Annotated in this window: 15 protein-coding genes and 3 rRNA genes; 14 read left to right on the top strand and 4 right to left on the bottom strand. The window is 67.1% G+C overall.

Going from position 1 to position 22,566, the window contains the following annotated elements; genetic code table 11:
- Positions 1-253 precede the first annotated feature (253 nt).
- Both BKA18_RS16900 and BKA18_RS16895 read left to right on the top strand, forming a co-directional pair.
- Positions 254-1,642 (top strand): NAD(P)/FAD-dependent oxidoreductase, encoded by a 1,389-nt coding sequence (locus tag BKA18_RS16900; protein WP_366047062.1) that lies wholly within the window; start codon positions 254-256, stop codon positions 1,640-1,642.
- A gap of 311 nt (positions 1,643-1,953) precedes the next feature.
- The gene (locus BKA18_RS16895) at positions 1,954-3,789 is read left to right on the top strand and encodes an ATP-binding SpoIIE family protein phosphatase (RefSeq protein WP_366047063.1); all 1,836 of its coding nucleotides are present in this window, start codon (positions 1,954-1,956) and stop codon (positions 3,787-3,789) included.
- Between the two features lie 105 nt (positions 3,790-3,894).
- On the opposite strand, the gene BKA18_RS16890 is transcribed toward BKA18_RS16895, so the two are convergent.
- The gene (locus tag BKA18_RS16890; RefSeq protein WP_366047073.1) at positions 3,895-5,226 is read right to left on the bottom strand and encodes an MFS transporter; all 1,332 of its coding nucleotides are present in this window, start codon (positions 5,224-5,226) and stop codon (positions 3,895-3,897) included.
- A 178-nt stretch (positions 5,227-5,404) separates the two neighbouring features.
- Here BKA18_RS16890 and BKA18_RS16885 point away from each other — a divergent pair, with 178 nt between their 5' ends.
- From BKA18_RS16885 to BKA18_RS16830, 12 genes are all read left to right on the top strand, one after another.
- Entirely contained in the window at positions 5,405-5,965 is a 561-nt protein-coding gene (locus BKA18_RS16885) for a MarR family winged helix-turn-helix transcriptional regulator (RefSeq protein ID WP_006604735.1), read from the top strand.
- Positions 5,966-6,695: 730 nt separating this feature from the next.
- Positions 6,696-8,222: ribosomal RNA gene (locus tag BKA18_RS16880) — 16S ribosomal RNA — on the top strand.
- Positions 8,223-8,523: 301 nt separating this feature from the next.
- Positions 8,524-11,645: ribosomal RNA gene (locus BKA18_RS16875) — 23S ribosomal RNA — on the top strand.
- A gap of 73 nt (positions 11,646-11,718) precedes the next feature.
- Positions 11,719-11,835 (top strand): 5S ribosomal RNA (rrf, locus tag BKA18_RS16870).
- Together the 16S, 23S and 5S rRNA genes form the textbook arrangement of a ribosomal RNA operon.
- 133 nt (positions 11,836-11,968) lie before the next feature.
- A complete protein-coding gene (locus BKA18_RS16865) occupies positions 11,969-12,619 on the top strand; it encodes an HAD family hydrolase (RefSeq protein WP_366048210.1) in 651 nt (216 codons plus the stop codon).
- Between the two features lie 84 nt (positions 12,620-12,703).
- The gene (locus BKA18_RS16860; protein WP_366048211.1) at positions 12,704-13,933 is read left to right on the top strand and encodes an MFS transporter; all 1,230 of its coding nucleotides are present in this window, start codon (positions 12,704-12,706) and stop codon (positions 13,931-13,933) included.
- A complete protein-coding gene (locus tag BKA18_RS16855; RefSeq protein WP_366048213.1) occupies positions 13,902-15,077 on the top strand; it encodes an acetoin utilization protein AcuC in 1,176 nt (391 codons plus the stop codon). Before BKA18_RS16860 ends, BKA18_RS16855 begins: the two co-directional genes overlap by 32 nt.
- A gap of 179 nt (positions 15,078-15,256) precedes the next feature.
- Positions 15,257-16,072, top strand: a complete 816-nt coding sequence (locus BKA18_RS16850) for a phosphatase (RefSeq protein ID WP_366048214.1) — start codon at positions 15,257-15,259, stop codon at positions 16,070-16,072.
- Between the two features lie 128 nt (positions 16,073-16,200).
- The gene (locus BKA18_RS16845) at positions 16,201-16,410 is read left to right on the top strand and encodes a helix-turn-helix domain-containing protein (protein ID WP_006604741.1); all 210 of its coding nucleotides are present in this window, start codon (positions 16,201-16,203) and stop codon (positions 16,408-16,410) included.
- A gap of 119 nt (positions 16,411-16,529) precedes the next feature.
- Positions 16,530-16,628 (top strand): 30S ribosomal protein bS22, encoded by a 99-nt coding sequence (locus tag BKA18_RS16840; RefSeq protein WP_003948845.1) that lies wholly within the window; start codon positions 16,530-16,532, stop codon positions 16,626-16,628.
- Between the two features lie 201 nt (positions 16,629-16,829).
- A complete protein-coding gene (locus tag BKA18_RS16835; RefSeq protein ID WP_366048215.1) occupies positions 16,830-17,879 on the top strand; it encodes an NAD-dependent epimerase/dehydratase family protein in 1,050 nt (349 codons plus the stop codon).
- Between the two features lie 14 nt (positions 17,880-17,893).
- Positions 17,894-18,883, top strand: coding sequence for a lysophospholipid acyltransferase family protein (locus BKA18_RS16830; protein ID WP_366048216.1), 990 nt, complete (start codon positions 17,894-17,896; stop codon positions 18,881-18,883).
- A 42-nt stretch (positions 18,884-18,925) separates the two neighbouring features.
- On the opposite strand, the gene BKA18_RS16825 is transcribed toward BKA18_RS16830, so the two are convergent.
- From BKA18_RS16825 to BKA18_RS16815, 3 genes are all read right to left on the bottom strand, one after another.
- Positions 18,926-20,128 (bottom strand): DUF5667 domain-containing protein, encoded by a 1,203-nt coding sequence (locus BKA18_RS16825; protein ID WP_366048217.1) that lies wholly within the window; start codon positions 20,126-20,128, stop codon positions 18,926-18,928.
- 275 nt (positions 20,129-20,403) lie between these two features.
- Complete coding sequence (locus BKA18_RS16820; RefSeq protein ID WP_006604745.1) at positions 20,404-21,189, bottom strand: ECF subfamily RNA polymerase sigma factor, BldN family; 786 nt, start codon at positions 21,187-21,189, stop codon at positions 20,404-20,406.
- Positions 21,190-21,519: 330 nt separating this feature from the next.
- Positions 21,520-22,461 (bottom strand): HAD family hydrolase, encoded by a 942-nt coding sequence (locus BKA18_RS16815; protein ID WP_006604746.1) that lies wholly within the window; start codon positions 22,459-22,461, stop codon positions 21,520-21,522.
- Positions 22,462-22,566: the final 105 nt, after the last annotated feature.

The raw sequence follows: 22,566 nt of genomic DNA, 5'->3' as shown, positions 1-22,566 counted from the left end.
CCCCTGCTTTTCCTCCGTTACGCACCCCCTGACCAGCGCACCTCGCCGCACGCGCGCGGAATGAGCCGTTCCGTCCTCCGGGTCGCGCCCGGTCACGCATTTCGCCGGGCCTGTGGACAAAGGCGCTCCGGCGATGCGTCATGGAACAGTGCTGTGCCTTTCCGGGGGTGCAGCTCCCGATGGTGGAGCGCCGCCGGCCGGCCTCCGCAATCGGTGCCGCCCCGGGCCTGGTCGACACCGCGAGGAGAACCCTGTGAAGGCTGTGTCTTCGAACAACGTGACGCGCATTCTCGTTGTCGGCGGTGGCTATGTGGGGATGTACACCGCCCTGCGGCTGCAGCGGAAGCTGAAGCAGGAGCTGCAACAGGGCACCGTCGAGGTGATCGTGATCGACCCGGATCCCTACATGACTTATCAGCCATTCCTGCCCGAGGCCGCAGCCGGTTCGATCTCCCCGCGCCATGTCGTCGTACCCCTGCGCCGGGTGCTGTCGCAGTGCAAGGTCGTCATCGGCGAGGTCACCGCCATCGACCACAGCGACCGCCGGGCCACCATCACCACCCTGGCCGCGGAGGAGACCGGCAACGGCGCCATCGAGGTGGTCTACGACGAACTCGTCCTCGCGCCCGGTTCGGTCTCGCGCACCCTGCCCGTACCGGGCCTGGCCGAGGTCGGCATCGGATTCAAGACGGTCGAAGAGGCCATCGGCCTGCGCAACCACGTCCTCGGACAGCTCGACATCGCCTCCTCCACCCGCGACCCCGCGGTCCGCGACGCCGCGCTGACCTTCGTCTTCGTCGGCGGCGGCTACGCGGGCGTGGAGGCGCTGGCCGAATTGGAGGACATGGCCCGCTACGCCGTCCGCTACTACCACAACATCAAGCCCGAGGACATGAAATGGATCCTGGTCGAAGCCACCGGCCGCATCCTGCCCGAAGTGGGCCCGGAAATGGGCCGTTACGCCGTACGTGAGCTGCGCGCCCGCAACATCGACGTCCGGCTGGAGACCCGGCTGGAGTCCTGCGAGAAGCGGGTCGCCGTCCTCAGCGACGGCTCCCGCTTCCCGACCAGGACCCTGGTGTGGACCGCGGGCGTCAAACCGCACCCCATCCTGGCCGCGACCAAACTGCCGCTGGCCGCCCACGGCCGGCTCCAGTGCACCCCCGCGCTCCAGGTGGACGGCGTCGAACATGCCTGGTCCGCCGGGGACGCGGCCGCGGTCCCGGATCTGACGGCCGAGCCGCCCGCCGATTCCGACGCGCCCCGCCCGATGTGCGCGCCCAACGCTCAGCACGCCCTCCGCCAGGCCAAGGTGCTCGCCGAGAACATCGCCTCGGCGGTGCGCGGCGGCCCGATCGTGGACTACCGGCACAAATACGTCGGGTCGGTGGCCTCACTGGGCTTGCACAAGGGCGTCGCGCACATCTACGGGCGCAAGCTGAAGGGCTACCCGGCGTGGTTCATGCACCGCGCCTACCACCTCAGCCGGGTGCCGACCTTCAACCGCAAGGCCCGGGTGCTCGCCGAATGGACCCTCGCGGGCCTGTTCAAGCGCGAGATCGTCTCGCTCGGCTCGCTGGAGAACCCGCGCGCCGAATTCGAACTCGCCGCCGGCACGGGACGGCACAACGAGGCCAGTTGACGCGCCGTACGCCCACACGAGTTGATCTGCCGTCATCCCTGCGACGACCGGATGCCGTGGAGTACGGAACTCCACAGGGGCACCCGGGAGCCTGACGGATGTCCGTCCGGTCGGCCACACTGGACGTGTGACCATGGGTGGGCTCGTATCTGCAAAGAGTGACAATCACGAGGATTCTGGACGTTTGCTGCATTCCGCAAAAGGGCGCCGAGAGTGCCCCCAGCCGACCCTCCCCCGGCCCCCGGCCGGGAGGCTCCACCCTGCCGACGGCCCGATCCCGCGCGACAACGCGAAGTAAGAGGTACCCCTCCGTGATCTTCACGCGCTGGAGCGCCAAACTCCCCGGCACACAGCGGCGCGCCGCCGCACGCTCCGACCGCGCCGCCCCGCACCCCGCATCCGGTCCGCCGGCCGCCCCGTCCGCCGCGGCGCCGTCCGCCGGACCCGCGGCGCCGGACGACACACCGGCCGCGCCCACGGGCGCCACCACCGGCTCGGTCCCCGCCGCCCGCGCCGAGCGCGCCGATCCGGCGCCCTCCCGGGACCTCGGCCCGGAGGCCCTGCCGCCCACCGTCGACGCCCTGTCCGTCCACGGCATCCTCGGCTCCATCCCCGCCCTCGTCGCCGTCGTCTACGGTCCCGAGCACCGCCTCGCCTACGTCAACGGCGCCTACGCCCACGTCTTCGGCCCCCGGCCGGCCGGCCACACCGCCCGCGAAGCCCTCCCCGAGCTCGACGAACTGGGCCTGCTGCCCCTGATGGACCAGGTCCTGCGCAGCGGCAGACCGCGCACGGTCAAGTCCCGCAAGGTCCCTGCCGGCCCGGGTGGCGACCGCTCCCGCGACGCCTACTACACCTTCACCTGCACCCCGATCGAGGTCGCGGCGAGCGGCCCGGCGCCCGATCCCGAGATCGCCTGCATCGCCCCGCACAAGGGCGTCCTGGTCTTCGGCGCCGAGGTCACCGACCAGATCGAGTCCGCCGAGCGGCTGCGCGCCAGCGAGGCCCGCCAGCGCGAGGCCGCGGTCACCCTCCAGCGCTCCCTGCTGCCCCAGGAACTGGAGCAGCCCGACGACCTGAGGGTGGCCGCCACTTACCAGCCCGGCGGCACGGACGCCGCGGTCGGCGGCGACTGGTACGACGTCATCACCCTCGGCGCCGGCCGTACGGCCCTGGTCATCGGCGATGTCATGGGCCGCGGGGTGCGCGCCGCCGCCGTCATGGGCCAGCTGCGCACCGCCGTCCGCGCCTACGCCCGCCTCGACCTCCCGCCCCACGAGGTCATCCAGCTCCTGGACGGCCTGGCCGCCGAGATCGACGCCAGCCAGATCGCCACCTGCGTCTACGCCGTCCACGACCCCAACGAGGGCCGGCTGGTCTACTCCTCGGCCGGCCATCTGCCCATCCTCGTCCGCGACCCGGACGGCACGGTCCGCCGGGCCGCCGAGCCCACCGGACCGCCGCTGGGCACCGGCGGCTGGCTGCACACCTCGGGCTCCGTCCCGCTCGGCCCCGGAAGCAGCGCCGTCCTCTACACCGACGGCCTGGTGGAGCGCCGTGACAAGGACATCGACGACGGCGTCGAGGCCCTGGAGCGCGCCTTCGCCGGTGCCGCCGGCGCCCCCGACATCGTCTGCGACCGCCTGCTGCGCTCCCTGGGCATCACTGCCGCGCACGACGACGACGTCGCCATCCTCGTCCTCCAGCACCCGGCCCGGACGGGCCACGACGCCGAGCTGTTCCACAACGCCGCCCTCGAACTCCACGGCGGCACCGAAGCGGCCCCGCGCGCCCGCGCCTTCGCCTCCGGCGTCCTCGCCTCCTGGCGCTTCTCACCCGAGCTGCACGACCTCGGCGTGCTGGCCGCCAGCGAACTGGTCGCCAACTCCCTCCAGCACGGCACCCCGCCCATGCGGCTCCGCCTGCGGCGCACGGACCGCCGTCTGATCGTCGAGGTCACCGACGGCGACGACCATCTGCCGCGCCGCCGCCGCGCCGAACCTGCCGACGAGGCCGGTCGGGGCATCTCCATCGTCGCCACCATCGCCTCGTCCTGGGGCTCCCGCCGCACCCCGGGCGGCGGCAAGGCCGTCTGGTGCGAATTCGCCCTGCCGCACGGCCAGGCGCACGGTCCGGCAGCCGGCTGATCAGGGCGGATCGCCGCTACGGATACGCGCAAGGCGGGCCAGCCACTACGGGTACGCGAAAGGCGGGGCGGGGCACCTCAGCGCCCCGCCCCGCCTCGCCCGGCCTCATACGGCCGCGGCCACCGATCCGGTCGTCTCCACCGATCCGGCCGTTTCCACCGACTCGGTCACCTCCGCACGAGGCGCGGGCACCGCGGCCACCGCCCGGTGCGGATTGTCCTGCCCCGGCCGCAGCATCCGCCCCAGCCACAACGACAGCGCGGTGATCCCCAGCGCACACACCACCAGCATCGCGATGTACGCGCCGTACATCCCGTGGCCCACCATCAAGGCCCCCACTGCCGGCCCAACTGCCAGCGCCAGCTGCTTGACCAGGGCAAACGCCGAGTTGTACTGGCCTATCAGGGAAGCCGGCGCCAGATCGGCCACCAGCGGGGCCACCGTCGGCGACAGCATCGACTCACCTATACCGAACAGCGCATACGTCGAGATCAGCAGCGTTGTCGCCACGACCTGCGCGCCGTGCACCAGCCCGGACAGACCGGCCGCCAGCCACGCCACCGTCCAGACCATCCCGACCAGCGCCATCACCCGGCTGCGCCGCCGCCGCTCGACCAGCTTGAGCACCACGAACTGCGCCGCGACGATCGCTGCTGTATTGGCCGCCAGCGCAATTCCCAGGCTCGACGGCGGAATCCGGGTGACCTCGGTCGCATACGCGGCCAGCCCCGACTCGAACTGTCCGTAGCAGGCGAAGAACAGCACGAACCCCAGCACGCACAGCCACACCATCCGCCGGTCGGCGAACATCGCCCGCCAGGCACCCTTGGCCCGCTCCTCGGTGGGGACGGCGTCCTCCACCTTCGGCGTCCGCGGCAGCCGTACGCTCGCCACCGCCGCACCGAGCACCAGGAACATCACGGCCTCTATCGCGAACAGCCGCACGAAGCTGGCGGGATGCGACTCGTCGACCAGCAGCCCGCCGACCAGCCCACCGACGCCCAGTCCCAGGTTGTTCAGGAAGAACTGGGTGGCGAACGCCCGCGACCGGGTCACCGTCGTGGAGCACCACACGATCATCGTCGCGAGCGCCGGCTGAATGACCGCGATGCCGGCGCCGAGCGCAATGGCCGACGCCACGACCAGCGGTTCAGTGGCGGAGAGCCCCAGCCCCAGGGCACCGATGGCGGCCGAGACCGTCCCGATGACGGCCACCGGCAGCGGCCCGCGCCGGTCGATGGCACGGCCGGTCAGCGGCAGAACGACGAGTGCGGCCACCGCCAGCATCGCCAGCACCACCCCGGCCGTATTCGCACCAAGATCCCGCACCTTCGCCACATAGACGTACAGATACGGAACGGTGAAGCCGTTGCCGAACGCGCTCAGCGCGTTCCCGAGCTGGATCCGGCGCAACGCGGCGCCCATCGCGGTGGTCACACTCACCTACCTAGGTCAGGTCATCAGACGGATAAGGGGTACGAACCGGCGAGCTGCGACAGGCGACAGGGCGAGACCGGACAGTCTCACCCTGAAGACTTCAACTCTAAAGTTCGAAGCTAAAGAGTACACGCCGAAGAACTTCAACGCCAATGACTTCCATGTCATACTGCGCCGCATGTCTGAGCCCTCCGATGCGGCCGCCGACGCAGCCGAGCCGAGCCTCAAGGAACAGATCGCTGCCTACCAGCGCGAATTCCAGGACCTCGACCCCCAGGTGGAGCAGGTCGTCTCCGCACTTCAGCGCCTCAACCGCCGGATGAACGTCGCCTATGGACGGCAGACCGCCACCCTCGGCCTGAGCAACGCCGAGTGGGAGGTCCTCAAGGCCCTCGTCGTCTCCGGAGCCCCCTACCAACTGGGCCCCGGCGAGCTCGCCAAACGCCTCGGCCTCACGCCGGCCGCCATGACCCACCGCATCGACCGCATGGCGAGCGAGGGTCTGGTCACCCGGGAGCGCGACGAGGCCAACCGCGTCCGCGTCATCGTCGAGCTGACCGACGAGGGCCGCGAGAAGTGGCTCGAGGCGATGCGCCTGGCATCGGTCTTCGAGGAGGACCTCCTCCAGGACCTCAGCAGCGAGGAGCGTCAACTCCTCGGCCAGGTGCTGACCCGTCTGCTGCGGCGTGTCGAGGACGCTCAGCCGGACGCCGACGGGCGTCTGAGTGACCTTGACTGACGCGAGTTGACACGGTCCTGCCCCATCCGTAGTGTTCTCCGAGTTGCCACAGAGCCGGAACGGTTCTGCGGTGGCCATCCCGCCGCTTCGCGGCACACCACTACTGCACGGCCCCTCAACGGGACCTATTTCGGCATGCCGAAATTCGGACCGTGACGTGATTATGCGTCAGCGAGGAATTCCGCTAAAGTAGTGATCACGCCGAAAGGCGCGGCAGCCAAATAGCCGCACCACGGCGGGACCCCCCTCCGACGGGGAATCGGAAACAAATTCGGACCGGCAACGGAACGAAACGGATCTGATAGAGTCGGAAAGGCCGAAAAGCGAAAGCCAAACGGCCTAGCCCGCTCCAACAGGGCGCCGGACACGGAAACGGATCTGGTAAGGTTGGAAACGCGAAGAAGCCGAAAGGCGGAAATGCACCGGCGAAAATCGGGCCCGCAAGGATCTGATAGAGTCGAAAACGCAAGACCGAAGGGAAGCGCCCGGAGAGCCTGGTGAAACAGGCACAAAGGAAGCGTCCGTTCCTTGAGAACTCAACAGCGTGCCAAAAGTCAACGCCAGATATGTTGATACCCCGTCCACCTCGGTGGATGAGGTTCCTTTGAAAGTCCATCCCGCCCATGCGGTGCGGATGGCACACACAGCGAGGACGCTGTGAACGACCGGACCTATTCCGTCTGGTCGTTCCACTCTTCTCGTGTGTGTTTCACCCGATTACGGGTAAACATTCACGGAGAGTTTGATCCTGGCTCAGGACGAACGCTGGCGGCGTGCTTAACACATGCAAGTCGAACGATGAAGCCCTTCGGGGTGGATTAGTGGCGAACGGGTGAGTAACACGTGGGCAATCTGCCCTTCACTCTGGGACAAGCCCTGGAAACGGGGTCTAATACCGGATATGACACACGACCGCATGGTCTGTGTGTGGAAAGCTCCGGCGGTGAAGGATGAGCCCGCGGCCTATCAGCTTGTTGGTGGGGTGATGGCCTACCAAGGCGACGACGGGTAGCCGGCCTGAGAGGGCGACCGGCCACACTGGGACTGAGACACGGCCCAGACTCCTACGGGAGGCAGCAGTGGGGAATATTGCACAATGGGCGAAAGCCTGATGCAGCGACGCCGCGTGAGGGATGACGGCCTTCGGGTTGTAAACCTCTTTCAGCAGGGAAGAAGCGAAAGTGACGGTACCTGCAGAAGAAGCGCCGGCTAACTACGTGCCAGCAGCCGCGGTAATACGTAGGGCGCAAGCGTTGTCCGGAATTATTGGGCGTAAAGAGCTCGTAGGCGGCTTGTCACGTCGGATGTGAAAGCCCGGGGCTTAACCCCGGGTCTGCATTCGATACGGGCAGGCTAGAGTTCGGTAGGGGAGATCGGAATTCCTGGTGTAGCGGTGAAATGCGCAGATATCAGGAGGAACACCGGTGGCGAAGGCGGATCTCTGGGCCGATACTGACGCTGAGGAGCGAAAGCGTGGGGAGCGAACAGGATTAGATACCCTGGTAGTCCACGCCGTAAACGTTGGGAACTAGGTGTGGGCGACATTCCACGTCGTCCGTGCCGCAGCTAACGCATTAAGTTCCCCGCCTGGGGAGTACGGCCGCAAGGCTAAAACTCAAAGGAATTGACGGGGGCCCGCACAAGCAGCGGAGCATGTGGCTTAATTCGACGCAACGCGAAGAACCTTACCAAGGCTTGACATACACCGGAAAACCCTGGAGACAGGGTCCCCCTTGTGGTCGGTGTACAGGTGGTGCATGGCTGTCGTCAGCTCGTGTCGTGAGATGTTGGGTTAAGTCCCGCAACGAGCGCAACCCTTGTTCTGTGTTGCCAGCATGCCCTTCGGGGTGATGGGGACTCACAGGAGACTGCCGGGGTCAACTCGGAGGAAGGTGGGGACGACGTCAAGTCATCATGCCCCTTATGTCTTGGGCTGCACACGTGCTACAATGGCCGGTACAATGAGCTGCGATACCGCGAGGTGGAGCGAATCTCAAAAAGCCGGTCTCAGTTCGGATTGGGGTCTGCAACTCGACCCCATGAAGTCGGAGTTGCTAGTAATCGCAGATCAGCATTGCTGCGGTGAATACGTTCCCGGGCCTTGTACACACCGCCCGTCACGTCACGAAAGTCGGTAACACCCGAAGCCGGTGGCCCAACCCCTTGTGGGAGGGAATCGTCGAAGGTGGGACTGGCGATTGGGACGAAGTCGTAACAAGGTAGCCGTACCGGAAGGTGCGGCTGGATCACCTCCTTTCTAAGGAGCACTTCTTACTCGGACTTGTCCGGGTCAGAGGCCAGTACATCAGCGAATGTCTGATGCTGGTTGCTCATGGGTGGAACGTTGACTATTCGGCACGGTCGGTTGGAATCATCAGTACTGCTTCGGCGTGGAACGTGAGTCTTCAACTGGTCGGGTCGGGCACGCTGTTGGGTATCTGAGGGTGCGAGCGTTGCTCGCCCTTCGCGATGCCGGCCCCGGTGAAGATCTGCGTGAGCGGGTTGTGACGGGTGGCTGGTCGTTGCTTGAGAACTGCACAGTGGACGCGAGCATCTGTGGCCAAGTTTTTAAGGGCGCACGGTGGATGCCTTGGCACCAGGAACCGATGAAGGACGTGGGAGGCCACGATAGGCCCCGGGGAGCTGTCAACCAAGCTTTGATCCGGGGGTGTCCGAATGGGGAAACCCGGCAGTCGTCATGGGCTGTCACCCGCTGCTGAACACATAGGCAGTGTGGAGGGAACGCGGGGAAGTGAAACATCTCAGTACCCGCAGGAAGAGAAAACAACCGTGATTCCGGGAGTAGTGGCGAGCGAAACCGGATGAGGCCAAACCAGTCACGTGTGATACCCGGCAGGGGTTGCGTGGTTGGGGTTGTGGGATCTCTCTTCTGTTGTCTGCCGGCAACAGGACGAGTCAGAAACCGTTGATGTAGGCGAAGGACATGCGAAAGGTCCGGCGTAGAGGGTAAGACCCCCGTAGCTGAAACATTAGCGGCTCGTTTGAGAGACACCCAAGTAGCACGGGGCCCGAGAAATCCCGTGTGAATCTGGCGGGACCACCCGTTAAGCCTAAATATTCCCTGGTGACCGATAGCGGATAGTACCGTGAGGGAATGGTGAAAAGTACCGCGGGAGCGGAGTGAAATAGTACCTGAAACCGTGTGCCTACAAGCCGTGGGAGCGTCGCTGTGTGTGCTTGCACATGCAGTCGTGACTGCGTGCCTTTTGAAGAATGAGCCTGCGAGTTTGCGGTATGTTGCGAGGTTAACCCGTGTGGGGAAGCCGTAGCGAAAGCGAGTCCGAATAGGGCGTTGAGTAGCGTGCCCAAGACCCGAAGCGGAGTGATCTAGCCATGGGCAGGTTGAAGCGGAGGTAAGACTTCGTGGAGGACCGAACCCACCAGGGTTGAAAACCTGGGGGATGACCTGTGGTTAGGGGTGAAAGGCCAATCAAACTCCGTGATAGCTGGTTCTCCCCGAAATGCATTTAGGTGCAGCGTCGTGTGTTTCTTGCCGGAGGTAGAGCACTGGATAGGCGATGGGCCCTACCGGGTTACTGACCTTAGCCAAACTCCGAATGCCGGTAAGTGAGAGCGCGGCAGTGAGACTGTGGGGGATAAGCTCCATGGTCGAGAGGGAAACAGCCCAGAGCATCGACTAAGGCCCCTAAGCGTGTGCTAAGTGGGAAAGGATGTGGAGTCGCAGAGACAACCAGGAGGTTGGCTTAGAAGCAGCCACCCTTGAAAGAGTGCGTAATAGCTCACTGGTCAAGTGATTCCGCGCCGACAATGTAGCGGGGCTCAAGCACACCGCCGAAGTCGTGTCATTGCGATATTACCCCCAACGGGGATCGTGATGGGTAGGGGAGCGTCGTGTGCCGGGTGAAGCAGCCGCGGAAGCGAGTTGTGGACGGTTCACGAGTGAGAATGCAGGCATGAGTAGCGATACACACGTGGGAAACGTGTGCGCCGATTGACTAAGGGTTCCTGGGTCAAGCTGATCTGCCCAGGGTAAGTCGGGACCTAAGGCGAGGCCGACAGGCGTAGTCGATGGACAACCGGTTGATATTCCGGTACCCGCTTTGAAACGCCCAGTATCGAATCCATTAATGCTAAGGCCGTGAAGCCGGCCTGGAGTCTTCGGACAAAGGGACGTGGTGGAGCCGCCGATCCAAGGTGGTAGTAGGTAAGCGATGGGGTGACGCAGGAAGGTAGTCCAGCCCGGGCGGTGGTTGTCCCGGGGTAAGGGTGTAGGCCGTGTGGTAGGTAAATCCGTCACACGTTAAGGCTGAGACCTGATGCCGAGCCGATTGTGGTGAAGTGGATGATCCTATGCTGTCGAGAAAAGCCTCTAGCGAGTTTCATGGCGGCCCGTACCCTAAACCGACTCAGGTGGTCAGGTAGAGAATACCGAGGCGTTCGGGTGAACTATGGTTAAGGAACTCGGCAAAATGCCCCCGTAACTTCGGGAGAAGGGGGGCCATTTCCGGTGATGAGACTTGCTCTCTGAGCTGGGGGTGGCCGCAGAGACCAGCGAGAAGCGACTGTTTACTAAAAACACAGGTCCGTGCGAAGCCGTAAGGCGATGTATACGGACTGACGCCTGCCCGGTGCTGGAACGTTAAGGGGACCGGTTAGTCATGATTCGTCATGGCGAAGCTGAGAACTTAAGCGCCAGTAAACGGCGGTGGTAACTATAACCATCCTAAGGTAGCGAAATTCCTTGTCGGGTAAGTTCCGACCTGCACGAATGGCGTAACGACTTCTCGACTGTCTCAACCATAGGCCCGGTGAAATTGCATTACGAGTAAAGATGCTCGTTTCGCGCAGCAGGACGGAAAGACCCCGGGACCTTTACTATAGCTTGATATTGGTGTTCGGTTCGGCTTGTGTAGGATAGGTGGGAGACTTTGAAGCGGCCACGCCAGTGGTTGTGGAGTCATTGTTGAAATACCACTCTGGTCGTGCTGGATGTCTAACCTGGGTCCGTGATCCGGATCAGGGACAGTGTCTGGTGGGTAGTTTAACTGGGGCGGTTGCCTCCTAAAGAGTAACGGAGGCGCCCAAAGGTTCCCTCAGCCTGGTTGGCAATCAGGTGTTGAGTGTAAGTGCACAAGGGAGCTTGACTGTGAGACTGACGGGTCGAGCAGGTACGAAAGTAGGGACTAGTGATCCGGCGGTGGCTTGTGGAAGCGCCGTCGCTCAACGGATAAAAGGTACCCCGGGGATAACAGGCTGATCTTCCCCAAGAGTCCATATCGACGGGATGGTTTGGCACCTCGATGTCGGCTCGTCGCATCCTGGGGCTGGAGTCGGTCCCAAGGGTTGGGCTGTTCGCCCATTAAAGCGGTACGCGAGCTGGGTTTAGAACGTCGTGAGACAGTTCGGTCCCTATCCGCTGTGCGCGTAGGAGTCTTGAGAAGGGCTGTCCCTAGTACGAGAGGACCGGGACGGACGAACCTCTGGTGTGCCAGTTGTCCTGCCAAGGGCATGGCTGGTTGGCTACGTTCGGAAAGGATAACCGCTGAAAGCATCTAAGCGGGAAGCCTGCTTCGAGATGAGGACTCCCTCCCCCTTGAGGGGTTAAGGCTCCCAGTAGACGACTGGGTTGATAGGCCAGATATGGAAGCGCCGTAAGGTGTGGAGTTGACTGGTACTAATAGGCCGAGGGCTTGTCCTCAGTTGCTCGCGTCCACTGTGTAGGTTCTGAAGTAACGACCTGTGTCATTGCCGGGTTGTCATCTTCATAGTGTTTCGGTGGTCATAGCGTTAGGGAAACGCCCGGTTACATTCCGAACCCGGAAGCTAAGCCTTTCCGCGCCGATGGTACTGCAGGGGGGACCCTGTGGGAGAGTAGGACGCCGCCGAACAATCATTGTGGGAAAGCCCCGCACCGTAATGGTGCGGGGCTTTTCTGCGTTCCAGGACAGAATCCGGGACAGAATTTGTGCCATGCGCCTGCGATCTGCCTGCGGGTCCGGGGAATGTGCTTAAGGTCGGGGCATGCGATACGACCTGATCATTTTCGACAACGATGGTGTGCTCGTCGACAGTGAATCCCTCTCCAACACCATCCTGGCCGGCTATCTGACCGAGCTCGGGCATCCCACGTCGTACGAGGAATCGATACGCGACTACATGGGGTCGGCGATGCACCGTATTCACGAGCTCGTCCTGGAGCGTACGGGCCGGCGGCTGCCCGAGGACTTCGACGACGTTTTCCACGGCCGGGTCTTCGAGGCGTTCGAACGGGAGCTGCGGCCGGTGCCCGGGGTGACCGAGGTGCTGGAGAAGCTGGACGCGGACGGCGTTCCGTACTGTGTCGGTTCCTCCGGCAGCCATGAGCGGATCAGCGTGGGGCACCGGAAGACGGGCCTGGACCGGTGGTTCCCGGCGGGGCGTGTCTTCAGTGCGCAGGACGTGGGGCGGGGGAAGCCGGCGCCGGATCTTTTTCTGCATGCGGCCCGGGAGATGGGCGTGGCGCCAGAGCGGTGTGCGGTGGTCGAGGACAGCCCGTTGGGGGTGCGGGCCGCGGTCGCCGCGGGGATGGACGTCTACGGGTTCACCGCGATGACCTCGCCGGAGAAGCTGACGGAGGCCGGAGGCACCGTGCTGTTCGGCCGGATGGCGGAGCTGCCGGAGCTGTTGCGATAGGCGTGCCGGCCGGCAGCCACCCCGCCGAATTGGTGCGGTGATCCATCTACCCAGTGGTAGGGGCGAGTTCTAGGCTGAGCGGCCATGACGGCCCCTCGGGTACCAGAAGCGCAACTGCGGCACGGCCGGATCTCGCTCGCCCTCAGCTTCTTCGTCCAGGGCGCGGTCTTCGCCCTCCTTGTGACCCGCATACCCGCGATCCAGGACCGGTACGGGATATCGGATGCGCTGCTGCCGGCGTTCCTGGCGGCGGTGCCCGTCCTGGCGGGCGTCGGCAGCGTCGTCACGGAGCAGCTGGTGAAGCGGGTGCCGGCCGGCCGGGTGCTGCGGTGTGTGCAGCCCGTGGTGTGCCTGGCGCTGCTGGGTGTCGGGTCGGTCGGCACGACGGCTCAGGTGGCGGTGGCGCTGGCGGTGTTCGGGCTGTCGGTGGGTGCCCTGGACGCCTCGATGAACATGCTCGGGGTGAGCCTGCAGCGGGCGTACGGGCGCAGCATCATGCTCGGGTTCCATGCCGCGTACAGCCTGGGTGGCATCGTGGGGGCTTCGCTGGCCTGGGCGGGGGCGCACTGGCAGCTCTCGTTGACGTTGTTGTACGGGCCGGTGGTGGCGGTGCTGCTGCCGCTGGCACTGCTCGTGGGCCGGTGGTTCGTGGACCGGGAGCAGCCGCAAGCGGGGGAGGGAGCCGGAGCGGCCGCCGTCCCGCTGGCGATGCGGCTGATGTTGCCGCTGTGCCTGGTGATGGCGTTTGCGTATATCGGGGACTCGACCGTCTCCAACTGGAGCGCCAAGTATCTGCAGGACGTCCTGGGGAGCTCGGAGCAGCTCTCCACCGTCCCGTACAACGTCTATATGGTCACCACGCTGCTCGGGCGGGTGGTGGGGGACCTGGGGGTGCGCCGGTTCGGGGCGGTGGCGGTGGTGCGGTGCGGGACGGTGGTCGCGGCGGGCGGTTTCGCGGTGGTGGCCGCGGCGCCCGGGCCGTGGGCCGGGATGGCGGGCTTCACCCTGTTGGGGCTGGGGCTGTGTGTGATCGTGCCGCAGACGTTCGCCGCGGCGGGGCGGTGCGCGTTCGAGAAGCACGGTCCGGGGGCCTCGGACACGGCCGTCGCGCGGCTGAATATTTTCAACTATGTGGGCTTTTTGATCGGCTCTCCGTTGGTGGGCGCCCTCGGTGATGCCTGGAGCTATCGGGGGGCGATGCTCGTACCGATGGCCCTGGTGCTGGTGACGTTGGTGTATGCCCGTTCGTTCGGGGCGCCGAAGGCCCTATACGGTGACGGACATGAGCGGCCGCGCACAGCTGATGTGGGATGAGGCAGTAACGGGCTACGACTTCGGGTCCGGGCATCCGATGGACCCGGTCCGGCTTGCGCTGACCATGCGTCTGGTGGAGGCGTTCGAGCTCGACCGGGGGCCGTTGGAGGTGGTCGCGGCCAAGCCGGCCGGGGACTCCACCCTGCGGCTGGTGCACCGTGAGGACTACATCGCGGCGGTCCGCCGGGCCTCGGCGGACCCCACTGCCGCAGACCTCTCGTACGGGCTGGGCACGGCCGACGATCCGGCGTTCGCAGGGATGCACGAGGCGTCCGCGCTGATCGCCGGGCAGTCGGTCGGCGCGGCGGAGGCAGTCTGGCGCGGGGATGCGGCGCATGCGGTGAACTTCGCCGGCGGGCTGCACCATGGGATGCCGGGCGGCGCGTCCGGATTCTGCATCTACAACGATGCCTCGCTGGCGATCGCCCGACTGCTGGAGCTGGGCGCCGAGCGGGTCGCGTACGTGGATGTCGACGTCCACCACGGCGACGGGGTGCAGGCGACGTTCTGGGAGGACCCGCGGGTCCTGACGATCTCGCTGCACGAGCATCCGCGGACGCTCTTCCCGCAGACCGGCTGGCCGGAGGAGACCGGCGGCGAGGGCGCGGAGGGCACCGCGGCGAATGTGGCGCTGCCGGCCGGGACCGGCGACGAGGGCTGGCTGCGGGCCTTCCATGCCGTGGTGCCGGAGCTGCTGGCGGCATTCCGGCCGCAGGTGATCGTGACGCAGCACGGCGCGGACACCCACTTCGAGGATCCGCTGGCGCATCTGGCGGTGAGTCTGGACGCCCAGCGTGCGGTGGCCGAGGCCTGCCACGACCTGGCGCACCAGTATGCGGACGGCCGGTGGGTCGCGCTCGGTGGCGGCGGCTATGCGGTGGTGGACGTGGTGCCGCGCAGCTGGACGCATCTGGCGGCGATCGCGGCGGGCCGGCCGATCGACCCGGCCTCGATGGTGCCGGAGCACTGGCGGCACGAAGTTTTCCGCAGGACCCGGCAGTTGGCCCCGCACCGGATGACGGACGGGCGTACGCCGCAGTGGCGGGACTTCGTCGACGACGGCTACGACCCGGCCGACCGGCTGGACCAGGCGGTGCTGGCCACCCGCCGCGCGGTGTTCCCGTCGCACGGGCTGCTGCCGTAGCGCGGGGCTGCCAGCATGCCCCTGGCGCCCCGTCATGCCGGGCTGGGGTGCGCGGGCTCCCGCCTTCTGGGGCCGGCGTCCGCGCCCGTACGGCGGCAGCCGGCGCCGGGACCCCCGGATGTGTGGCTACCCGTCAGTCGGGGCACCCGTAGGCCGACCAACCGGACAGTATGGGTCGCGTGTTGGCTACCGGTGCGCTGCGGGCGCATCTGATCGAGGCGCGGCTCGCGGGGACGATCGCGACCCTGCGGGAGAAGAGTCTGGCGCGCTACCGGCTCTTCGCGGCACGTGACCCGCGGGTGCTGCTGGGGCTGGATCCCGAACGGGACTGGCCGCTGGGTGAAGTACTGCGACTGATGGGGCAGAAGTGCGGGGTTTCGGTCGATCCCGCGCACACTTCCGGCCCGGATGTGGTCGATCCCGACCGCACGATCGCGGCGCTGGACCGGTTCGCCGACCGGCTGGCCGAGGCGGCGCGCCGGCGGGTCCCGGTGCTGCTCGGCACCGGCCATCCGCACCGGCTGCTGGGGTTCTACGCCGCCCTCGCAGACGCTCTCTCGTCGGCGGGCTGCCCCGTTCTCACCTCGGCGTATGGCGTCCGTGTCGACATAGCGACCCGGTTCGGCGTACGTACCTGCACACTCGACTACGTACGAGGAGTCGCGCTGATGCGAGAAGCGGGCGTGCGGGGCGCGCCCGCGGTGGGGGGCGTGCACACCCACTCGCCGCTCCCCGTGCGGACCGTACTTGCGGCCGCGGCGGACGCTTCGGGGCCGCTGCCGGGGCTGGTGATCGGGGACCACGGCTGGGTCTGCGGGGCAGGTCAGCTGGGTATCGAGGCGATCGGGCTGGCGGATACGGACGACCCGGCGCTGTTCGTCGGCCAGGCCGAGGGACGGGTCTGCGAAGTGGTGCCGCTCGACGACGCCGCGCGGCCGGCGTCCTATCGGCCGCTGGCGCGGTATGTACTCAATCGGGCGAGTCTGTCCCGATAGGCGGCTGTTCGCTGCTCCTCTTCCCCACTCGCATCACCCGCCCCTAATCTGGGGAGTGAGCGCATGGCGACGAAGAGTCACCGGAGGGGAAGCCGGTGTCCGTCTTATGCGGAAGGTGCAGGTGTGGCATGGCTGCAGACCAGAGGCCTCTGAACGAGGTTGTGTTCCTGACCGTGGCGGAAGTCGCCACGGTGATGCGGGTGTCCAAGATGACCGTGTACCGGCTGGTGCACAGCGGTCATCTGCCCGCGATTCGCGTGGGGAGGTCTTTCCGGGTTCCGGAGCAGGCGGTTCACGACTATCTCCGGGAGTCCTTTGTGGGGGTGGAATCGGCCTGACGGGACCTTTGCCGACCCTCGGATTACGCCGTTCGCCCGGCGCCGGGTAGGCTGGCCCGATGTAGGTAGTGTGGGCTCGGACGCCCCGCACCGAGTATTCGAAGTGAGCGAGGGTAGTCGTGGGCTCTGTTATCAAGAAGCGGCGCAAGCGGATGGCGAAGAAGAAGCACCGCAAGCTGCTCAAGCGCACCCGTGTTCAGCGTCGTAACAAGAAGTAAGCGACGCTGATCGCGAATTCGCAGCCCCCCATCGCCTTGGTGCGATCGGGGGCTGCGGTGCGTTGTGGGCCGTATGGACGGTGGTCGGACGGAAATGTCGCCGCGGGCATCCTGTGGTCATCACCGCGCAACACCGACCCGATAGCGTGGTCCGCACAGCTCGGCTAGGGCGGAAGTCGCGGCGGGAAGGAAGGCCTGATCTTGGGCAAGGTCGTGCTCGTCACCGGAGTCGCACGGCAGCTGGGCGGGCGGTTCGTACGCCGCATCCAGCGTGATCCCGACGTCGACCGGGTGATCGGGGTCGACGCCGTGCCACCGGAACACCATCTGGGCGGCGCGGAATTCCTCAAGGCCGATATCCGGCATCCGACCATTGCCAGGGTCCTGGCCGAGACGGGCGTCGACACCGTCATCCATATGGACATCAACGGCACGCCGTTGGGCAAGCGCGGTGGCCGCGCCTCGGTGAAGGAAACCAATGTCATCGGGACGATGCAGCTCCTCGGCGCCTGCCAGAAGGCCCCGAATGTGCAGCGGCTGGTCATCAAGTCCAGCACCAGCGTCTATGGCTCCGCGCCCCGGGACCCGGCCGTCTTCACCGAGACCACCACGCCGAAGTCGCTGCCCAGTGGTGGCTTCGCCAAGGACGTCGTCGAGGTCGAGGGATATGTCCGCGGCTTCGCGCGGCGCCGTCCCGACGTGGCGGTGTGTGTCCTGCGCTTCGCCAATATTCTCGGGCCGTGCGCGGATTCCCCGCTCGCCGAGTACTTCTCGCTGCCGGTGTGGCCCACCGTCCTGGGCTACGACCCGCGGCTCCAGTTCGTCCATGAGGACGACGCCATCGAGGTGCTGCGGATCGCCGCTGCCGCGCCGCGCCGCGGCACGCTCAACAGCGGCACGTTCAACATCGCCGGGGACGGCGTGCTGCTGCTCTCGCAGACCTCCCGGCGGCTGGGGCGGCCCACCGTCCCGCTGCTCCTGCCGACGGTGACGTGGGCCGGTACGGCGCTGCGGTCCATCGGCATCACGGACTTCTCGCCGGAGCAGATCCGGCTGCTCACGCACGGCAGGGTCGTCGAGACGACGCAGATGCGCGAGACACTGGGGTTCCGTCCGAAGTACACGACGGCGGAGACCTTCGCGGAATTCGCCCGCAGTCGCGGACCCGGGCTGCTGCCGCCCGAGTCCCTCGCCCGCACCGTCGACCGGCTCGCCGGCGTGCTCCCCGCACGCGGCGGCCTGAGCCAGTGAGGAGTTCACCCACCATGGCGGACGCCAAGGTCATTCCCTTCGGCGAGGAGCCCCGGGCGCGCAGGAAGGCCAGGCGGGCCCGCACGGGACGCGGTACGGCGCTGGCGCCCGTACCGGAGGCGCGCACCGAGCACCCGCCGGCGGCACCCCCGCCCTCGCGCCCGCGGTCCCTGGACGAGCGGATCGCGGGCGGGCTGGCCTTCCTGCGCCGGCGGATCACCGGCGAGTACGAGGTCGATGACTTCGGGTACGACGAGGAGCTGACCGACCAGGTCCTGATGTCGCTGCTGCGGCCCTTCTACGAGAAGTACTTCCGGGTCGAGGTGAAGGGCGTGGAGAACATCCCGTCCGAAGGCGGTGCGCTGATCGTCGCCAACCACTCCGGGACGCTGCCGCTCGACGGCCTGATGCTCCAGGTCGGGGTGCACGACAATCACCCGGCGCAGCGTCATCTGCGGCTGCTGGCGGCCGATTTGGTGTTCGTCCTGCCGGTGATAAACGAGCTGGCGCGCAAGGCCGGGCACACCCTCGCCTGTGCGGAGGACGCCCAGCGGCTGCTGGAGCGTGGCGAGATCGTGGGGGTGATGCCGGAGGGCTTCAAGGGCATCGGCAAGCCGTTCTCGGACCGCTACAAGCTGCAGCGCTTCGGGCGGGGCGGGTTCGTCTCGACGGCGCTGAAGGCCGGGGTGCCGATCGTGCCGTGCTCGATCGTGGGCGCGGAGGAGATCTACCCGATGCTCGGGAACGCCAAGACGCTGGCGCGGGTGCTCGGGCTGCCGTATTTCCCGCTCACGCCGACGTTCCCCTGGCTGGGGCCGCTGGGAGCGGTGCCGCTGCCGACGAAATGGACGATCCAGTTCGGTGAGCCGATTCCGACGGTCGGCTATCCGCCGGAGGCGGCGGACGATCCGATGCTGATGTTCAATCTGACCGATCAGGTGCGCGAAACGATTCAGCACACCCTCTACAAGCTGCTGGTGCAGCGACGCTCGGTGTTCTTCTGAGGGAATCGGAAGAACACCGAGCGCGGGGCACGGAGCGTTTCGCTACTTCGGGAGATCCTCGCCGTCGATGCCCAGTCCGGGAAGCAGCCCCGGGATCAGCGGCGGGAGGGTGACGTCGGGCTGGCCACCGCTGTCCTTGCCGTGGTGGCCGCGGTGCGGGGACGGGCTGCCGCTCTTGGACGGCGGGTCGAGCAGGCCGCCCGTACTGCCGCCGAGCAGACCGTCGTCCTGGGACGGTGAGGCCGACGGGCGGGGGGCGTGCGCGCCACCGGAGTGCCTGCCGGAGGAGGTCTTGCTGCCGGAGGGTGCCGGGTGGCCGGCGGAGCTGGAGCCCCCGCCCGCGGAGCCGGGCGTGTTGCGGTGGTGATGCTTGCCGGCCTGGGTGGGCGGCAGCAGCGAGCGGAGCGGACCGACCTCTTGGTCTATGGCGTCGAAGACCGAGCTGACCTTGTCGCGGACGTCCATCAGCTGCACCGGGAGCTTGTCGCGCAGCTGTGACCAGGTGCCGCGGTGCGACTTGGTGAAGGAGTTCAGCGCCTGGATGGGGTCGAGCGAGCCATCGCGCTCATAGGCCTGGTGCAGCAGGCGGTGGCCCTCGCCCGCGTCATGGGTGACACCCGCGAGCGCCTTGCGGATCTCGCCGAGCGATTCGTGGTCGAGGTCGGCGAGCCGGGCGCGCTCCATCAGACGGCGGACCTCCATCATGCGGGTGGAGGCCTGGTCGAGATAGAGCCGGCCGCGGGCGGAGTCGTCGTCGGCCATGCCGAGCTTGAGGTCCTCCATGCCGCGCTTGAGGCCGTAGAGGGAGTCGCCGGGGAGGGCGTCGGAGCTGGCCGCGGCGACGCCGGTGAACGCCCCGGCGGCGACGCCGACCGTCAGCCCGCCCGCTGCCAGCCCCTTGGAGAGGCGGGAGCGCGGGCGCAGCCGGCCCATCGATTTGGTGGCGCGGTGCGCGCCCTTGTGTTCGCGCTGCTCGGGCACCCTGGCACCGTCGGACGGGGCGCCTTCGGCGAAGGCGGCCTCCATCGCGGCGATGAGCTGGGCGCGCTGGACAGTCTTGACCTCGGCGGCCATCTCCGGCCTCGGGAGTCTCCCGAGGCCGTCGGCGACCGCCAACAGCCGTGCTTCGCCCGGCGCTTGCGCCGGTTCGACCTGGTCCTCGGCCGCCGTGCCCTCGAGGACCTGCTCCTCCAGGGTCTGGGCGAAGGCGTTGGCCCGCCGGTGCACCGAGACATTCGCGATCACGGGCGGCACCTCCTCTCGTCATCCCGCTCGACTCCCCGGACTGGCTTTGACTGTCCAGACGGACCGGACGGTTGCACGCAGCTGTCCGCAGCCACTCGATCGAGTGAGAGGCAGCGGGCATGGCGTGACCGCATGGAGCCTGCATTCCGCACAACGAGCGGCGCGGCACTCGGGTTACGCACTCACGATGATCTGACCGACCGGTTATGGAAGATCACCAAGCGTAGGCGGAAGAGGGCGTGGGGCGGGGCGTCGATTTTGCGGATAGGGGTCGGTCAGCGGGCGTCTTCGGGGAGCAGCCGCGCCAGGGTGCGGACGGCGCGGTACTGGAGGGTCTTGATCGCGCCCTCGTTCTTGCCCATGACACGGGCGGTCTCGGCGACCGAGAGGCCCTGCAGAAAGCGCAGCGTGACGCACTCCTGCTGCTGGGGGTTGAGCTTGCGTACCGCCTCCAACAGGGCGGCGTTGGAGAGGGATTCGAGGACGGAGTCCTCGGGGCTGCGCTCGACCTCGTTGGCGTCGAGCATCTCTCCGGTGGTGACTTCCAGGCGGAAGCGGGAGGACTTGAAGTGGTCGGCGACCAGATTGCGGGCGATGGTCACCAGCCAGGCGCCGAAATCGCGGCCCTGCCAGGTGAACGTGCCGATGCGGCGCAGGGCGCGCAGAAAGGTCTCGCTCGTGAGGTCCTCGGCCGTGGCACGGCCTCCCACGCGGTAATAGATGTAGCGGTAGACCGTGTCGGCGTACTGGTCGTAGAGGCGGCCGAAGGCTTCGGCCTCGCCGGCCTGGGCCCGTTCGACGAGGTCCATCATGCGACGGCTGTCGCTGTCGGCGGGGCGACGGGCGGTGGTCGTGCCGGTGCCTGAGCGGCGGGTTCTGCCGGCGGCCTTGCCGACCGCAGCACTCCCGTCGGCCAGGGCGTAGCAGGGTCCGGCGGCGGGGACGGCTGAGGCGAATGCGGGGACGGCGTACGCGGTGGGGACGAAACTGCGCAGGTGGTCGACGAGTGTCGTGCGCAGCGTAGCCAGGCCCGAGGCGTCAACCCCGACGTGTGGGTACACGGGACTCCCAGAGGCAGAGCTTCCATCACGTGCAGTGCGGGACCGTTCACTCGTCGTAGGGACGTGTGGGTTCCGGATTGCGTCTGAGGAGAATAACGCTTCGTACAGGCAGCGCTACACCCAGTTGCTCAAATCATCGATTACTTACGGTCCGTGCCGGGTTGGTTGCAGATCAAGTATCGATTACTGAGCAACTATTGATCGGAAGGGAACGCAATCTGCCTGGTTGGAGGGCGTGTTGTGGCTAACCGGCAGCAATGTGACTGAGCGGGCGGCGGAGGGGGTAGAGACAGGGGATGGCTCGCCGTGCCGCTCGGTGATCAGGCCTGGTCAGCGGCGTCGGCGCTGGAGCGCGACGGCGGCCGCGGCGCCGCCCGCGAGGGCGCCCACGCCGGCCGCGGCGGGGATGCCGATCTTGGCCGCTTTCCGGCCGGTCCGGTAGTCGCGCAGCCGCCAGCCCTGCTCCCGGGCGTGCTTGCGCAGGCGGCTGTCCGGGTTGATCGCGTAGGGGTGGCCCACGAGCGACAGCATCGGGATGTCGTTGGCGGAGTCGCTGTAGGCGGCGCAGTGCGAGAGGTCCAGGCCCTCGGCGGCCGCCAGCGCGCGGACCGCCTCGGCCTTGGCCGGGCCGTGCAGCGGCTCGCCGACCAGCTTGCCCGTGTAGACGCCCCCGACGGACTCGGCGACGGTGCCCAGCGCGCCGGTCAGGCCGAGGCGGCGGGCGATGATCGTCGCGGTCTCCACGGGGGCGGCGGTCACCAGCCAGACCTTCTGGCCCGCGTCGAGGTGGGCCTGGGCCAGGGCGCGGGTGCCCGGCCAGACCCGCTCGGCCATGTACTCGTCGTAGATCTCCTCGCCGATCGACATCAATTCGGCGACGCGATGGCCCTGGACGATGGAGAGCGCGCTGTTGCGGACGTCCGCCATGTGCTCGGGGTTCTCCGAGCCGGCCAGCCGGAAGTAGATCTGCTGCCAGGCGAAGCGGGCCAGATCGCGCTTGTGGAAGAAGTGCCGCTTGTACAGGCCGCGGCCGAAGTGGAAGAGCGCGGCGCCCTGCATGACGGTGTTGTCGAGGTCGAAGAAGGCGGCGGCGGCCGTGTCCCCGACGACCGGGAACTCGGGCTCGGCCGGGGCCTCCTCGACGGGCGGCGCGTCCTGGGTGGACTTGCGGGCGGCCTCGGCCGCGGCCTCGCCGGCCAGCACGCTGCGGGCCGTGGCGGGGCGTCGGCGGCGGGGGACCCAGCCCAGGTCGAAGAGCGCCCCGGAGGGCATCCAGACGGATCGGCGAGCGGGCGACATGCCGACAGCGTAGCCAGTTTGTTCGGTGCAGCCGGTTACGGGCGCGTGTCAGGAGGGCCTGGAGAGGGGGAAGGCTCC

Origin of the sequence: Streptomyces auratus (assembly GCF_050433025.1) — a bacterium.
Lineage (GTDB): Bacteria > Actinomycetota > Actinomycetes > Streptomycetales > Streptomycetaceae > Streptomyces > Streptomyces sioyaensis.
Note: the sequence above shows the minus strand (reverse complement) of the source record. Positions and strands in the feature narration are given on the sequence as shown.

Excerpts from the sequence above, each read along its gene's own strand:
- BKA18_RS16865 (WP_366048210.1), top strand. The coding sequence starts at position 11,969 with ATGCGATACGACCTGATCATTTTCGACAACGATGGTGTGCTCGTCGAC.
- BKA18_RS16845 (WP_006604741.1), top strand. The coding sequence starts at position 16,201 with ATGGCTGCAGACCAGAGGCCTCTGAACGAGGTTGTGTTCCTGACCGTG.
- BKA18_RS16860 (WP_366048211.1), top strand. The coding sequence starts at position 12,704 with ATGACGGCCCCTCGGGTACCAGAAGCGCAACTGCGGCACGGCCGGATC.
- BKA18_RS16855 (WP_366048213.1), top strand. The coding sequence starts at position 13,902 with ATGAGCGGCCGCGCACAGCTGATGTGGGATGAGGCAGTAACGGGCTAC.
- BKA18_RS16815 (WP_006604746.1), bottom strand. The coding sequence starts at position 22,461 with ATGCCCTCCGGGGCGCTCTTCGACCTGGGCTGGGTCCCCCGCCGCCGA.
- BKA18_RS16885 (WP_006604735.1), top strand. The coding sequence starts at position 5,405 with ATGTCTGAGCCCTCCGATGCGGCCGCCGACGCAGCCGAGCCGAGCCTC.
- BKA18_RS16830 (WP_366048216.1), top strand. The coding sequence starts at position 17,894 with ATGGCGGACGCCAAGGTCATTCCCTTCGGCGAGGAGCCCCGGGCGCGC.